Source organism: Ruminococcus sp. 5_1_39BFAA, assembly GCF_964240875.1.
Lineage (GTDB): Bacteria > Bacillota > Clostridia > Lachnospirales > Lachnospiraceae > Blautia_A.
The window spans coordinates 70746-87132 of sequence record NZ_CAXSVO010000012.1 but is presented as its reverse complement, the minus strand read 5'-3'; the positions used below and the strand labels follow the sequence as shown (position 1 = coordinate 87132).

The window sequence follows — 16387 nt, the reverse complement described above, 5'->3', positions numbered from 1 at the left end:
TTTTACTCATCAGACAGTATCCCTTACGATTTCCTGGATCGTCCCTCCGTTAATTTCCTCATCCAGCATCTCATAAGCATCCTCCTGAGCCGCAAATCCGCTGCTTTGGATTGCCTGTGCCGTGATTTTCAGCTTGTAATCTCCCATTGTAGTGAGATGTGTCTGGTTCCAGTCCGTAGGAATCACGATATTTGTAAAAAGTGTGGATTCCTCCCCGATATCCAGAATTCCGTCCCCATCCTCGCCCACGTAATTAAATACAAGCTTAGACGGAGTAGAGCGGGCTGTGTCCTTTGTCCATAACGGATTTACCATGGAATATTTGGAGAGCTCCGCCAGGTTATATCCAGGTATCCGCCCCTGCACCAGTCCCTGTGCCTCTCCAGCCATACTGTCATATGTCCCGGTAAAGCTGGGATCAAAATAAATCGTCTTGTAAATCAGATTCAGCGCGTCCGCTCCTGTCACCTCCCGGTCATTCCTGTCCAGAATCTCCACATTGATCCGGCAGTAACAGGGCTCCTCACCGTTCTTATCAGAAGTAATGTTTTTTACAGTGGGATTTTTATATACCGTATAACCAGGATACATGTTTTCGCCATCCTCCTCATCCGGTTCCCATTCCGGCTCCCGCAATCCCAGATCCAGATCACCTGTTGTAAACGAGTTTACCTTGGTGGATGACTCCGTAAAATAAGCAATGGTATTTCCCACTCCAACGACAGCAATCGCAGATATTATGGCAGCAGCCGCTGTATATCGTATTAAATCTCTTCGTTTCATAACAATATTCTCCTTTTCGCTTTTTGCTTCGTTTCGCCCTATGCCTTTATTCCGGCTATAGTTCAAACAATCCAGCCCTGTAAGCATCTTCTGCGCAGTTCAGTCCAAAATAATTTTCTCCGGTCATCTGCTGCAGTACATGCCCTGAAATCCGGATATCAAAACCTCCTATGGTCTGTATTTTTGAAAATCGCCTGTTATTAACGGTTTTAGGAATTTTAAGCTCCGTAAATAAGGGCACTGTCGTTTCCCCCGTTCCGGGATAATTGCGGTTCAGCGTCTTTCTGTAATAAAAACACTGAACAGCATCTGTCTCATTTTGGCCCTCAAATCTGACCCAATCGCCTTTTTTCGGATCGTCACTGTTGTAATCAATCTGAAACACCTCAACTACAGAAGCCATATCCTGAGAACTTAATACCCTGCCGGTCCTTGATCTGTCAGGGCACTCTGCCGTATAGACAAATTCGCACTTCAGTGCCACCAGCTCGTCCAGGTCTATTTCCGATGTATTGGTGACCTGCGGATTTTTAGGTATCACGGTGTTGGGAATCACTTTCAGACCATTTTCCTCCCGCCAGTCCGGCTCTGTGAGAATGGCATTTAAGCCATCTTTTCCCACAAAATCCAGATGGTTTTTCACCTGTTCCTTATCACTCATATATGCCATTGTCCTATCTGCGCAGAATCCACCCAGGCAGATAGCAGCCAAAAGCAGACCCGCTATTTTTTTCTTCCCTGTCATACATACCTCCTACAGCATTTCAAAGGCTTCCTGCGGAGAGGCATAGTTCCGCGCCTGAACTGCCTCACCGTAGACCAAAATGTCAAAAGGTATCAATTCTTCTTTTTTTACACTGTTTTTTATCACAATATTATCAAAAATATCGGTTGTACCCTCACCTGTTTCGAGCTTTTTTCTGTAATAATAATATCCATCTTTTTCAAGATCCCAGCCCTCCCGAATAACAAGCGGCTCACACTGCGCCTGTGCATCTGAATCAGTAAAGCAGATACGCGCACGGACATATACCGGAATCACAGAATCGTTTACAATCGATGGTTTTTTTACAATTACATCACCTGGCTTGGGGTCAGGAGGAGGATCAAATTCCTCTTCAATATGTACTTTGTTTTGGACAAAGCGGACAGCATTATCAACCTCTTTCGTATCGATCAGCCAGGCATACACACTTGCACCGCTGAAGCCTGCGATAAGACCGATGATGAGGCTAAAAACTAACCATTTTTTCTTCATATCTCAACAAACCTACAGACATTTCTGCCTGTGTTCTCCTTTCTCTGAACATGATAACTGATATGTTATAAGCACAAGGGAATCACCTCCGTATCTATAGAAAAGCTAAGACGGCGCATTAGAGAATAGAAATACAGAAAAGTACTGACAAAATAAAAAATGGGATAAAACTGAAAAGTTAAATGAAATAATTAAGATTTAAGATATATGTTTCAGATATTGTAAGATTTATCATTTGTGAAATGTTTTGATTATCTGTTATGTTACCATATTTTTTTCAAAAGTCAATACGGGAAAAAATGAAAGAATTATAAACTCTTTATTTCCCGTATTTATCCAACTCCTCACGGACCTTTACACGAATCCGCTTCAGTGCATTGTCAATGGATTTGGGCGATTTTCCCATAGCTTCTCCGATCTGCGCATAGGTCTTGCCGCTTAGAAAATAATTCAGGACCTTATTTTCCATAGGGCTTAAGGAACCGGCAATTTTGTCCTGCAGATCCCGGATGCTCTCCTTGCCGATGATAATAGATTCCGGATTGGCTACCCACTGTTCTATTACAGGCTCTTCTTCATCCTCATTGCTTAAGGAAACATAGTGGTTTAAAGGGATATGTTTCTGACGGTTGGAATTCTGGACTGCGCTGTAAAGCTGACGATCTATGCACATTCTCGCAAAAGTCATAAAAGAAGCCTCTCGGTCCGGCTGGTAGTCACGTACAGCCTTGAAAAGCCCTATCATTCCTTCCTGGCTGAGATCATCCGTATCGCCGCCGATCAAGTACATTGCACGCGCTTTTTGGCGCACAAGCCCCTTGTATTTTTCCAGCAGATAATCTGCTATACCGGTTTCCCCTTTGCGAAGGCGGGCAATCAATTCCTCATCACTGACATTGTCATACCGCTCCATGTTACCTCAAACACCTCCAAAACAGCTTACGCAGCCGCCCTGGGACGGCTGCATTTTTTCTCCTTTATGCCAAACGCTGGCGCACGATCTCGTAGGCCAAAACTCCTGCCGCCACAGAAGCATTCAGAGAATCAATGTCTCCCTTCATGGGAATCGATGCAGTAAAATCACATTTTTCCCTGATCAGGCGGCTCACTCCCTCGCCTTCGTTTCCGATCACGAGCCCTATTGGTCCTGTCAGATTCAAACGGTACATCGTTTCTCCGTTCATATCCGCACAGACAAACCAAAGTCCCTGTTCCTTTAACTCGTCAATCGTCTGACCCAGATTCGTTACTTTTGCAACTGGCGTATAATTTAAAGCGCCTGCAGAGGTTTTCGCAACGGTAGCTGTCAGCCCCACTGCGCGGCGTTTTGGAATGATCACTCCATGGGCGCCCGCCAGATTTGCTGTACGGATGATCGCCCCCAGATTGTGAGGATCTTCAATATTATCCAGCAGAAAAATAAAAGGCGGTTCTCCTTTTTCTTTTGCCTTATTCAAAATATCTTCCACAGTGGAGTAATCATAGGCAGCCACCTGCGCAATGACTCCCTGATGCGCTCCCGTCTCGCTTAACTGGTCGAGACGTTCTCTGGACACATAGTTGATAATGGTATCTTTTTTCCGGGCTTCTCTGGCAATGGTACGCACCGGACCGTCCTGACAGCCGTCCAGAATAAACAGCTTGTCCACACATCTTCCGGAACGGAAGGCTTCCAGCACCGCGTTGCGGCCTTCAATCTGTTCGCTCATTTCGTCCTCCTGTTTTCTAAATCTTATCTTCCGGGATTCCAGCCCGCACAAGCTGAAAAATACGAAGAAAATCTTCCTTCAGGTACAAATATCCCATCAGAGCTTCGAATCCTGTAGCTCTGCGGTAATCAGCCATGGTAGCATGTTTTGCCATGGTAGGGGAATGGGCATTTCTTCCCCGTTTATAAACAGCCAGCTCCTCCGGCGTCAGCATTGGCTCAAGTATCTCCATCATAGCGGACTGCGCACTTGCCTTGACCAGACTGCTGGCACGCTTATGAAGCTGGTTCACCGGACAGTTTCCGTGCTTCACCAGGATAGTGCGGATCACAAGCTCGTAGACCCCATCTCCGATATAAGCAAGCGTCAAAGGAGAATAGGTCCTTAAGTCCCTATCCTCCAGATGAAATAGCTCCTTTAAATTTTCTAAGCCCGTTTCCATTTCACACCTTCACGGGTATCCTTTAAAACGATGCCCTTCGCGAGAAGCTCGTCGCGGATTTCGTCTGCCCTCTTGAAATCCTTTGCCTTTCTCGCTGCCTGGCGCTCTGCGATCATATCCTCGATTTCCTTGTCCAGAATCTCTTCTTTTTTCTCAATGGTCAGGCCCAGAACATCGCAAAGCCCTGTCAGAATGTCCAGAATTCCTCCTGCCAGTTCTTTGGAGCTGCTCTCGTTTACATTGGTATTAGCAAATTTCACCAACTCAAAAACAGCCGCGAGACCGTCTGCAGTATTAAAGTCATCATCCATGGCTTCCTCAAATTTTGCCACGTATTCCTTTGCAGACACAAGAAGATCTTTCTCCTCCTCTGTCGCTTCTGCCGAGACAGCCGCTGCTTTTCTGTCGCTTAACCGCGCTGCTGCCTCCCTGATACGCTCCAGAGCGTTTTTCGAGGATTCCATCAGCTCTGCACTGAAATTCAGCGGGCTTCTGTAGTGGGCGTTCAGCATAAAGAAACGCAGAACCTGCAGATCATACTGCTCGCTGATTTCACGGACTGTACGGAAGTTCCCCAGGGACTTGGACATTTTTCGATTGTCAATATTCAGGAACGCATTGTGCATCCAGTATTTTGCAAAAGTCTTGCCGTTGCAGCATTCACTCTGTGCAATTTCATTTTCATGGTGCGGGAAGATCAAATCCTCGCCGCCTGCATGAATATCAATTTCCTCTCCGAGATATTTCTTCGACATAACCGAGCATTCAATATGCCAGCCAGGACGACCGTCACACCAGGGAGAGGGCCAGGATGGCTCTCCTTCTTTTTTCGGTTTCCACAGTACGAAATCCATAGGGTCTTCCTTCTGGTCTTCACCGGAAACCTGAAGGGCACGGAAGCCTGACTGCAGATCATCCAGATTTTTATGGGAAAGCTTACCGTATTCTTTGAAATTCTTAACCCGGAAATATACGGTTCCATCTGCAGCAGGGTAAGCGTATCCTTTGTCAATAAGGGTCGTAATCATGTCGATCATTCCCTGGATTTCCTGGGTTGCCTGAGGATGGGTTGTGGCAGGCTTTACGTTCATGCCGGCCATATCCTTTTTGCATTCTTCAATATATCTGTCGGAAACTTCCTGGGCGCTTACACCCTCTTCGATTGCCTTTTTAATGATCTTGTCATCCACATCGGTAAAGTTTGAAACAAAATTCACCTCATAACCTTTATATTCCAGATAGCGGCGAACCGTATCAAAAATAATCATAGGGCGGGCATTTCCGATGTGAATCAGATTGTATACGGTAGGCCCGCAAACATACATTTTTACCTTACCTTCTTCCAGAGGGATAAACTCCTCTTTTCTGCGGGTTAATGTATTAAATAATTTCATAGTCTCTTTTCCTCCATTTTTTTAAGCCCGATACACACATAGCAGACGATCAGTCCTTTTTCGGTGTTCGGACATACAGAAGGCAGATTGCCTGTGAGGCGATACCCTCTTCCCTTCCGGTAAAACCAAGCCCTTCCTCAGTAGTGGCTTTGATATTCAGACTGGATGTCTCAATTCCCAGTGCCTTTGCAATGTTTTCCCGCATCTGGGGAATATGAGGCGCCATCTTTGGTTTCTGGGCAATGATCGTAGCGTCAATGTTTGTGATGCCAAATCCCTTTTCCTCCAAAAGCTTTGCCACATGTTCCAAAAGCAGAACACTGGAAATACCCTTATACTTAGGATCTGTATCCGGAAAATGCTTTCCGATATCTCCAAGAGCAGCAGCTCCCAAAAGAGCATCCATAATCGCATGAATCAGCACATCCGCATCAGAATGCCCCAGCAGTCCCTTTTCCCACGGAATGTTTACTCCTCCCAGGATCAGGTCACGGTCTTTCGTCAGACGATGTACATCATAACCCATTCCCACTCTCATCCTGTTTTCCAATTCGTCGTTTTCCTCCCAATTTTTCTTCAGGCTGCTGCTTTGCAGCCGGCTTCTATCTGATTTCAAGCATCTTGCTTACTCTGAGAAGGCTTAAACGCCTGCGCACATAGGGCGCAAGCTGCAGGCTTAAGGGAACGATACTTTCCTCAAGTCCGATATCATAAACGCTTTTTTTACAGCCAGCCTTGTCAAGAAGATGCTCCATTTCCTGTTCATCAGGAAGATCATCTATAACCTCCGCAATATCAGGCAGACAGCGCTTTAATCTTTCCGGTGACACGTCCAGCAAAAGCTCCGGCTCATTCTCTTTTCGGATTCCGTCCAGAAGTCCTTTTTTGCCAAATGTCTCAGAAAGAAGCTGCTCATCACAGTCCGCATATGGCTTTACCTGACATCTTCCCTCACGGATCGCTCTGGCGATCCGTCTGTATTCCTTTAATACGGTCATCATCCCCACGGAAACCTTTTCTCCGTGAAGTGCGTCCAGAGGACCGTTTAAAACCTCCATCTCCCAGAGGTGGGACATATGGTGCTCCGCACAGGAGGCTGGTCTGGAGTTTCCCGCCATCTGCATGGCAATCCCTGAAAGGATCAGCCCGTACATCAGCTTTTCACAGTCTTCCGGCTCTCCTGCTGCAATGTCACGCAAGGCTCCCCTGACAGTTTTCAGTGCTTTTTCTTCCATTTCCACAATACGTTCACAATAATATTCTCCTGTCAGCAGATGGGCGATCTTCCAGTCTGCCAGACAGATATATTTTCCCATCAGGTCCGATACGCCGGATGCTGTGAGCCGTTTGGGTGCGTTTGCAAAAATATTTGTGTCAGCATAGACACACATGGGAGCAGCGGCAGGTACAGTCTTTTTCAGACCGTTCCATGTCATAGCTGCCACAGTAGATACGAATCCGTCCACACTGGCTGCGGTAGGAACAGAAATAAAAGGTATTCTGTATTGAAATGCAACGTAGCGGCTGATATCATGGATCGTTCCCGAACCAACAGCAAGGATGATGTCTATATCCTCATCCATATTGTTCTCCACAATTTCCACCGCAAGATTGTCTGCATGGAGACCTTCCGCCTCCAGCACAAGTACCTGACAACGATCAAATATTTCTTCCATGATTTCTTCCGTTGCCCTGCAAGTGTTCGTGTCACAGATTAAGAGGGGAGAAATGTATTGTTTCAGAAAACCGTCTGACATTTCCTCCTCCAGCTTGTCTATGGCCCCTGCTTCAATCAAAATTTCTTTGACTTCTATGTGATGCTCCTTTCCGCAACCGCAAGGTCGGCCAAAATCATCCGCATCGACTCGCATGTAATTATCTCCTCCTGACTTTATAACTGTTGATTTAAGTGACTTTGCCATATAAATTTAAGTACCGATTGCCTTGACAAAACCAGACAATACTACAGTTTGCTATTATACATGATTTTCCTGCAAAAATCAATGTCTCGCCGCAGGCTTTCGGCGGTTTCTTAGCAACAAAAAACCTCCCGGAACTCCGGGAGGCTGCAGATATCATTTCAAAACAGGCTGTATATAAATTACTCCACTGCTGCAATAACTTCCACTTCACAAAGTACATTCTTCGGAAGGGTCTTTACTGCAACACAGGAACGTGCCGGTTTATTCACAAAATATTTTGCGTAGATTTCATTGAATTTTGCAAAATCACCCATATCAGCCAGGAAACATGTTGTCTTTACAGCATTTTCAAAGCTGGTACCTGCTTCTGCCAGTACAGCGCCCAGGTTCTTCATCACCTGCTCTGCCTGAACCTCGATCGTATCTCCTGCGATCTCTCCTGTAGCCGGATCTACCGGAATCTGTCCTGATGTAAACAATACACCATTTAAAATCATTGCCTGAGAATATGGTCCGATTGCTGCCGGAGCCTTGTCCGTATAAACTACTTTCATAATGAATCTCCTTTCAAGAATCTCTGTCCTGCCCTTATTCTATACTAAAAGATTATTAGGGTCAAGCAATATTTTTGTATATTCGTAATATCCATAATTACAGATCACCAGTTTAAGTAGTTATAAACCATTTTGGATATACTTCTGATATGATCAATGGCATCATTTTCATTTTTATAATCCTGGGACATGACACAAATAATATAATCCGTCCTTCTTCCATAGACAATGGCAATATCATGCTGGGCGTTATCATTTTCCCCGGTTTTGTTGGCAACCTTGATTCCTGACTCCAAAGGTGTAGGAACTTTTGTCGTATTTTCCTGGGCAAGCAAAAGCCGCAGCATCTCCTTGGACGCCTCTTTGCTGACACACTTCTTTCGGTAAATCCGCTCCAGCAAAAGACCGCAGTCTGTCACTGAAGTGGTATTGCTCTCTCCGATTCCCGTTGACGCGGAAGCGGACGGAGCCAGAGTATGTAAAACAGAGGTGTCCGCATATCCCTCCTGTTTCAGATAACGGTTAATGGTTCTGGCACCAAGAGCAAAATCATAGTTCTCCGTCTGAAGCCTCACCAGTTCATTGAATGATTCGTTATCACTGACCGTGATCATATTGGTAAGCAGATCTCCCAGCTTTTTCGCCACCGCATCACTGTCGGGAGTGGATTTTAAAAGAGCTGCCTGGGTGTTCTGTACCGTTTCCATATTCTGGTACGTTTTTTCCATAACAAACGCTTTGATCAGACTCGCGGATGCCATCTGCTTATCATTGATCACAAGTTCCTCATCCGCTCCAAGATCTTTTACATAAATGCTCCAGTCCCCTTCATAGCCAGACACCAGAGTATTCAATGTTTTCTTAAGATCCCGGATTCCCGGCTCTCCCATGTCTGTGATCTTTCCCGAATCGTCCACTTCCAGCCCGTCCGGGGTGGTACCTCCCTGGGACAGTACGCCGCCTGTACCCCCAAAATAATAATATCCTGAAAACTCCCGCTCCTGGAAGTACATGCCATCAATATAATGGATGCCGCCTTCCGATGCCAGCCTTCCTAACTCGTCAAAATAGTAAAAGCCATTCAGCACCGTACCGTTTATATTTATATTATCAAGATACCGAACCTGCGGCGCCGCTGATATTTTCCCCAGGTTATTCACCATATGAAACCCGTCAAACATCAACTGTACTGCGCTGTCTTCTCCTTCCTCTACAGGGAGAGAAAGCTGTTTCATATACACCAGATGGGAATCTGCTGCTTTAAATTTGCCGCTCTCGTCGTGATAGTAGTAACCGTTAAAAATAGTACCGTCTATCACAAAATGGTCAAAATAGTGGACAGCGGCTGCCGTGTCCTTTGTGCCGTTCGCGTTCAGACAATAAAACCCGTTGCTTTTCAGCATGTACTTGCCGCCGCTTGACGGAATGGGAAGTATCTGGGATTCTTCCGTAACCGAAGCAAGGCTTTCTTCCTGAGCGGATGCGCTGACACAGTATGCAGATGCAGAGACAGACAACAACAGGCTTCCAAGCAAAGCTCCTGCTAAACGTATCTTTTTATCAGTTCTCATATACTTCTCCTTTTTGTAATTCAGAAAAAGTATAACTGCTTTTCCCCGCAAGTGCAATTCTTTTTGACAAAATTCCGTTTTATTTCACATTCCTGGCAGCCTTACTCAACCGTAACAGATTTTGCCAGGTTTCTCGGCTTATCCACGTCAAGGCCCCTGCCCACGGATACATAGTAGCCGAAAAGCTGCAGCGGGATGATCGCCAGGGAATTGGTAAAGTAAGAACTGGTCTTCGGGATGTAGATCACATAATCCGCATTCTTTTCTATCTCTTTATGCCCAAAGTTGGTAAGCGCCATAACAAAAGCGCCTCGTGTCTTTACTTCCACAATGTTGCTGATAGTCTTTGGATACAGCTTCTCCTGAGTCGCTACGGCAACTACCAGTGTTTCATCTTCGATCAGGGAAATGGTTCCGTGCTTTAATTCTCCGGCAGCATATGCCTCGGAATGCACGTAGGAGATCTCCTTTAATTTCAGGGATCCTTCCAGTGCTATTGCGTAGTCAATGCCCCTGCCTATGAAAAACATGTGGTCTGCCGCCAGATAGCGGTATGCAAAACGCTGGATTTTTTCTTTCATTCCAAGCAGTGTTTCAATCTGCTCCGGAAGCTGGATCAGATCACTCTGAAGCTGCCCAAACTCCTCCTTGGAAATGGTTCCGCGGACTTTCGCAAATTTCAATGCCAGCAGGTAAAGAGCTGCAAGCTGAGCACTGTAAGCCTTTGTGGTGGCAACAGAAATCTCCGGTCCTGCCCAGGTATACATGACATTGTCTGCTTCTCTGGCAATAGAGCTTCCCACTACATTAACAATTCCCAGAACACGGACACCATGCTCCTTTGCGTCACGCAGAGCAGCAAGGGAATCTGCCGTTTCACCTGACTGGCTGATAATGATCGCCATGGTTCCTTCCTCGTAAATCGGGTCACGGTAACGGAATTCGCTTGCCAGATCCACCTCAACAGGGATACGCGCCATGCCTTCCAATACATATTTTCCTGTCACGCCTGCATGGTAGGCGGAACCACAGGCCACAATATCAATCTTGCGGATCGCACGTATTTCCTCGTCTGTCATACCCAGCTCCTCAATAACAACATCGTTGTCCTTCAGACGCGGGCTGATGGTATCTCTCACTGCCTTTGGCTCCTCGTAGATTTCCTTCAGCATGAAATGCTCATAACCGCCTTTTTCCGCAGCGTCAATATCCCAGTCAATGGTTGTGGGAGCCTTTTCCAGCTTATCGCCGTCAATATTGTAAAAACGGATGTTTTCTTTGGAAAGGCATACGATCTCCTCATTTTCCATATAGTATACACTTCTCGTGTACCGGAGAATCGCTGGCACGTCTGATGCAATAAGATTTCCCTTATCGCTGGCACCCACGATCAATGGGCTGTCCTTGCGGGCTGCATAAATATGGTGCGGATGATCCTTGAACATGATTCCCAACGCATAGGAACCCTCCACACGATGCATAACCTTCTCAATGGCAGAAATCGGGTCGCCGTCATAATACTCTGTCAGCAGATGAACCAGCACCTCCGTATCGGTTTCGGAAAGGAATTCATATCCTTTTGCTTCCAGCTTCCTTTTCAGCTTTCCATAGTTTTCGATAATACCGTTGTGAACGACTACAATGGAATGCTCACTGTTAAAATGAGGATGTGCGTTCACGTCGGACGGACAGCCGTGAGTAGCCCATCGGGTATGACCGATCCCTGCGGTGCCTTTCATTGTCTCTCCGCCATGGGTCAGTTCCTCCAGAACCTTCAGACGCCCCATAACCTTTTCCATTCTCAGCTCGCTTCCGTCGTATACTGCAATTCCAGCAGAATCATAGCCTCTGTACTCCAGCTTGGAAAGACCATCCAGCAAAATGGGAGCTGCCTCATGTTCCCCAATGTATCCAACAATTCCGCACATATTGTTACCTCCTGTATATAATTTGCACAATCAGCTTATTTTTTTGCATTTTCAATCAAACTAAAGTATACCTGAATTTTCATATCTGTCAAGCAGATTGCATTTTGTTTTTATTTAAGGACAATGCCAATATCCAATTCGTGCGAAGTCCATCACGATACTGGTACGTTATCCCAGAAATCTTTCAGGAAACTCTCCATACTGGACAACGTACAGTTTTTCCTGTCCGACCATTCCACCGGAAACAATCCCTGGTATTCATAGCTTCTGAACCGGTCATCCAAAAGCAATATCACCCCCACATCCTCCTGGGTACGGATAACCCGGCCTGCTGCCTGCAATACCTTATTCATGCCCGGATATCTGTATGAATAATCAAATCCATTCTCACCTCTCGCTCCGTAGTATTCCTTTAAGATCTCCCGCTCATTGCTGATCTGAGGAAGCCCTGTTCCCACCACCACGGCTCCGATCAACCGCTCTCCCATCAAATCGATTCCTTCGGAAAATACACCTCCCATGATACAAAACGCCACGAGGGAATCCTGATCGTTCTCAAATTCCTCCAGAAATTCCTCTCTCTCCCGCTCATTCATAGATGAGGACTGGCAGATACATCTTACCCAGTCTGCGGAAAACTCTTCCTCATAAACCTGATATACATCCTCCATCAGCTTATATGACGGAAAGAATACCATATAGTTTCCTTTTTTCTGCCAGACCATCCTGGCTATATATTCCGCGATCCTGCGATACTCTGTATAATTTCTTCTGGTATAACGGCTGCTTACATCACCCCCAAGGAGGATACACCGTTTCTCCTGTGAAAAAGGCGACTGGACATAGATGCCGTAATCATCCTTCTCCGTACTCAGAAGCTTCCTGTAATAATGCAGCGGCAGAAGGGTTGCGGAAAAAAACACAGTGCTGATTCCCTTTTCCAGATAACTCCTAAGGTTTCCGGCTGGATTCACACAGAACAGCTTCATACGGAATTTTCCATCCTCCCCGTCCTCCGTGTACACTACATAGTTTTCATCCACAAGCTCCGCTGTATTCAGAAAATCCCTCACTTCAAAATAGAAATCCAGGATTTCCTCTATAATCTCCTGACCAGGCGGCTCCTCCATCAGCTTATCCATCTCTCCCTGCACCTTCAGAAGACTGATCGGCAAAGCGCCCGGATTTTCAAGCACCTGATACCTGCCGCAGTCTTTTTTCAACTCCAGGAGCTGCTTATTCACCGTTCCAAGCGCCCTGTAAAGCGCCGGTGCATAAGGCTTTACCTTTTTTCTTGCTTCCAATACGTTTTCTTTACAGATGGACGCGCTGTACATCTCTCTTCCTCGCTCCACCAGATTGTGCGCCTCATCGATGAGAAAAATGTATTTGCCTGATACCGATTCCCCAAAGAAACGCTTCAGATGTACATTTGGATCAAAGGCATAGTTATAATCGCAAATTACCGCATCCACCCATATTGCAAGATCCAGGCACATCTCAAAAGGGCACACCTGCCACTTAACGGCCTGCTCCAGAATTGCGCTGCGGTCATAAAGACTGCCTTGTGTCCAAAGCTCAAATACCGCGTCATTTACCCTGTCAAAATGTCCTTTTGCAAAGGGGCAGCTTTCCGGATTACACTGAAGCTTTTCATCGTTTCCGCACAGCTTTTCCTTTGCAGTGATGGTAATGACCTTGTATTTCAGTCCTTTTCCTTTCAAAATGGAGAATGCCTCCTCCGCAACTGTCCTTGTGATGGTTTTTGCAGTCAGATAAAAAATGGTGTCTCCCTTGCCTTCTCCCACCGCACGCACTGCGGGAAAAATCGTGGACATGGTTTTTCCCACTCCTGTTGGCGCCTGGATAAAGATCTGTTTTTCCGACTTGATCGTATGGTAGACACTGCTCACCATCTTTCTCTGTCCTTCCCGGTATGGGAAAGGGAACTGCAGTCCCTCCATGGAAGCATTTCTCTCCTGCTGCCACTGCAGCTTGTAGGAAACCCATTTATAATATGCATCCAGAAGTTCTTTGTACCATTCCTTTAACGATTCCAAGGACATGTTCTCCTGAAAACGCTTGATTTCCTCCGTATCCAGGTTTGCGTAGGTCATCTGGATCGTAATCTCCTCCAGTTCTTCCATTTCTCCGTATATTCTGGCATAGCACATAGCCTGTGCGCGATGAACCTCTATGGGCTGACTTAAGTGCTCCAGCTTTCCATAGATTCCTTTAATCTCATCCACCGTTGTCCTGCCATCCTCAGTCTGGATTCCGTCCGCTCTTCCCTCCACCTGAATGATCAGATCATCATAAACAGTTTCCCATTTCAGGGCAACCTCAGCGCGGTAACTGCTCCCCATCTGCTTCTGTATTTTTCTGTGGAGCCTGCTGCCCTTTAACATGGCTTCCTTGTCCCCGGAACCGCGGCGGCTGTCAAGATCACCGCTTCTTAAAATAAATTCCACCAGATTTCTGACGGATATACGGATAACTGGTTTTTCCATCACTGCACTCCTGCCTCTGCTGCATAATGTAACAAGTATAGCACAAAAGGCGTGCGTTTGGAAATCGCTTTCAGGAAAACTCCAGCATATTATCCCGGAATTTCAGCGGGACCAACTGCTGTTGAAGCTTTCCGTTTCTGCGTTCCTGTACAGTAATACTGCTGCAAAAAGCCCGCCACAGTTCCTCATATTCTTCCTTTTCCGTCAAATCCTCCCGGTATTCCTGTGAAAGAGTTACACCGCTTCGCAGGGTACACTCCTCCCCTTTTCGGTGGAGCAGTACTTTTTCCCGTCCCTCATCGTATATCATCCAGTTCTCATTTGGAAACCGGTTGGCAAAGTGGGGACCCAGCATAGCCAGAATATCATTTTCCGGTTTGATCTTCGAAAACAGTATACCGCCTCCCAGCTCCCTGAATCTTACAAAGCCAAAATACCGATGGAACTCATGCCAGACCTTTGTGCGAAGCTTCGCCACTGTAGATACGTCCGGGTCTGCCAAGGCTTCCATGATCCTGGCATCACACCGTCCGTTTCCAAGTGCCTTTCTCACCACCCGGTAGATGGCTGTTCCTCTGTCCGGATTTTGGGATACTGCGGCATAACAGATATCCTCATATGTTTTTACCCCAAGCTTCATCAGAATGGTGCGCATAACCTTTCCTGCCTTTTCACAGTCCGTCTCGATGCGACGGTAGGTACAGAAAAGTTCAAGGTTTTCCGGGGCGCAGACCCGCACCTCCACTTCCCTGTTTCCTGCCCCGTCCAGCCATCCGTCATACACAGCCGTAAAGATCCCTTCCATAGAATCTTCACAGATCAGTACAGTCTTTTCGCCGTTCATATCTTCACATCCTCTCAAAACCCGCGGCAGCTTTCATACCATAGTCTTCAAACAGAGAGAGCTGCCTGTAATCTGACTGATCATCTGCTGCAGGATTCTTCTCTCTTGGGTCCAGCATGTTCCGTAGAATATAATCCTCCTCAAGCCTGGTTGGGTACATCATTTTTCCATTGCATGTAATAAAGTATAATGCCCGTTTTAACACTACGCCGATTTTCTTCAGGTCGCAAAAATCCAGCGAATGGGTCCTCCGTGCTCCCACGATCCTTTTTGCCGATCTGTCCCCGATCCCTGGCACGCGCAAAAGCTTATAATAATCTGCTGTGTTGATCTCCACCGGGAAGAATTCCAGATGGCTCAGCGCCCAGTCACATTTGGGGTCTAAGAACAGATTAAAATTAGGATGTTTTTCCGACAAAAGCTCCGAAGCAGTAAATCCGTAAAACCGCAAAAGCCAGTCCGCCTGATAAAGCCTGTGTTCCCGAAGAAGAGGCGGACCGGAAGTCGGCATAGGAAGATCCTTATCCTGGTTTACCGCAACAAATGCGGAATAGAATACTCTTTTTAACTCAAAATTACGATACAGGGATTCTGCTACCGATACGATTTCGTAATCACTTTCTCCTGTTGCGCCGATGATCATCTGGGTGCTTTGGCCTGCGGGAACAAACTTGGGAGCATGGCGGTATAACGTCAGTTCTTCCTTATTTCCGTCCCTGTGAAGCTGGATCTGTTTCATTGGCTTTAAGATGGTTTTACGGGATTTATGGGGTGCCAGCCGTTTTAGTCCGTCTGCAGTAGGAAGCTCCAGATTCACGCTCATTCTGTCAGCCAGATATCCGGCTTTTTCAATCAGCTCCGGGGCTGCCCCGGGAATGGCTTTTAGATGGATGTAACCCTGAAAGCGGTATTTTTTTCGTAACAGCTCCACGGTCTGGCACAATTCTTCCATCGTGGCATCCGGGCTTCCTTTCACTCCGGAGCTTAGAAACAGACCCTCGATATAATTTCTGCGGTAAAACTCGATGGTCAGCCTGCACACTTCCTCTGGCGTAAAGCTGGCGCGGACTACATCATTGGAGGCGCGATTGATGCAGTATTTGCAGTCGAATACGCATTCGTTTGTGTACAGGATTTTTAAAAGGCTGATGCAGCGGCCGTCTCCTGCAAAGCTGTGGCAGATTCCGGCGGAAATGCTGTTTCCGATGCCGGTTCCGTCACCGTTTCTGTTTATTCCGCTGGAGGTACATGCCACGTCGTATTTGGCGGCGTCGGATAGGATTTCCAGTTTTTTCATTAGGGTCATTGATTCCTGTATTATCATATATTGACTCTCCAAACAAATGTTCTTGTTTTATTATAGAACGCTTGTTCGTAGTTGTCAAGGTAATAAAACGGGATGAAGTAGAAAAACCGTGAGGGGGCAATCTCGGAGTTGCGAAGGCCGAATGCCCCCTCACACTCCCCCTGTT

The 16387-nt window shown here is 46.4% G+C and carries 15 protein-coding genes; all 15 read right to left on the bottom strand.

The features are described from left to right. Positions 1–9: 9 nt before the first annotated feature. Positions 10–783, bottom strand: coding sequence for a TasA family protein (locus ACESZH_RS13755; protein ID WP_373217091.1), 774 nt, complete (start codon positions 781–783; stop codon positions 10–12). Between the two features lie 55 nt (positions 784–838). Then, positions 839–1528: a hypothetical protein gene (locus ACESZH_RS13750; RefSeq protein WP_373217090.1), complete on the bottom strand. Its 690-nt coding sequence runs from the start codon at positions 1526–1528 to the stop codon at positions 839–841. A gap of 9 nt (positions 1529–1537) precedes the next feature. Beyond that, positions 1538–2041, bottom strand: coding sequence for a hypothetical protein (locus tag ACESZH_RS13745; RefSeq protein WP_373217088.1), 504 nt, complete (start codon positions 2039–2041; stop codon positions 1538–1540). Positions 2042–2360: 319 nt separating this feature from the next. After that, the gene (locus ACESZH_RS13740; protein ID WP_373217086.1) at positions 2361–2954 is read right to left on the bottom strand and encodes a sigma-70 family RNA polymerase sigma factor; all 594 of its coding nucleotides are present in this window, start codon (positions 2952–2954) and stop codon (positions 2361–2363) included. A 64-nt stretch (positions 2955–3018) separates the two neighbouring features. Then, positions 3019–3750 carry a 23S rRNA (guanosine(2251)-2'-O)-methyltransferase RlmB gene (gene rlmB, locus ACESZH_RS13735; protein WP_373217084.1) on the bottom strand — a complete coding sequence of 244 codons (732 nt, stop codon included), beginning with the start codon at positions 3748–3750 and terminating at the stop codon, positions 3019–3021. 16 nt (positions 3751–3766) lie between these two features. Next, a complete protein-coding gene (locus tag ACESZH_RS13730) occupies positions 3767–4192 on the bottom strand; it encodes a Mini-ribonuclease 3 (protein WP_373217082.1) in 426 nt (141 codons plus the stop codon). Continuing rightward, a complete protein-coding gene (cysS, locus tag ACESZH_RS13725; RefSeq protein ID WP_373217081.1) occupies positions 4177–5586 on the bottom strand; it encodes a cysteine--tRNA ligase in 1410 nt (469 codons plus the stop codon). Before cysS ends, ACESZH_RS13730 begins: the two co-directional genes overlap by 16 nt. Before the next feature lie 49 nt (positions 5587–5635). Continuing rightward, a complete protein-coding gene (gene ispF / locus ACESZH_RS13720) occupies positions 5636–6124 on the bottom strand; it encodes a 2-C-methyl-D-erythritol 2,4-cyclodiphosphate synthase (protein ID WP_373217175.1) in 489 nt (162 codons plus the stop codon). A gap of 64 nt (positions 6125–6188) precedes the next feature. Beyond that, complete coding sequence (locus ACESZH_RS13715; RefSeq protein ID WP_373217079.1) at positions 6189–7457, bottom strand: sn-glycerol-1-phosphate dehydrogenase; 1269 nt, start codon at positions 7455–7457, stop codon at positions 6189–6191. A gap of 230 nt (positions 7458–7687) precedes the next feature. Then, complete coding sequence (locus tag ACESZH_RS13710) at positions 7688–8062, bottom strand: RidA family protein (protein WP_373217077.1); 375 nt, start codon at positions 8060–8062, stop codon at positions 7688–7690. 104 nt (positions 8063–8166) lie between these two features. After that, entirely contained in the window at positions 8167–9633 is a 1467-nt protein-coding gene (locus ACESZH_RS13705) for a serine hydrolase (protein WP_373217075.1), read from the bottom strand. A gap of 101 nt (positions 9634–9734) precedes the next feature. Continuing rightward, on the bottom strand, positions 9735–11561 hold the full coding sequence (glmS, locus tag ACESZH_RS13700) for a glutamine--fructose-6-phosphate transaminase (isomerizing) (RefSeq protein WP_373217074.1): 1827 nt from the start codon (positions 11559–11561) through the stop codon (positions 9735–9737). 152 nt (positions 11562–11713) lie between these two features. After that, complete coding sequence (locus ACESZH_RS13695) at positions 11714–14071, bottom strand: ATP-dependent DNA helicase (RefSeq protein ID WP_373217072.1); 2358 nt, start codon at positions 14069–14071, stop codon at positions 11714–11716. Positions 14072–14141: 70 nt separating this feature from the next. Next, entirely contained in the window at positions 14142–14915 is a 774-nt protein-coding gene (locus tag ACESZH_RS13690) for a TIGR03915 family putative DNA repair protein (RefSeq protein ID WP_373217070.1), read from the bottom strand. A 4-nt stretch (positions 14916–14919) separates the two neighbouring features. After that, positions 14920–16239 carry a putative DNA modification/repair radical SAM protein gene (locus tag ACESZH_RS13685; protein WP_373217068.1) on the bottom strand — a complete coding sequence of 440 codons (1320 nt, stop codon included), beginning with the start codon at positions 16237–16239 and terminating at the stop codon, positions 14920–14922. Between the last annotated feature and the right edge of the window lie 148 nt (positions 16240–16387).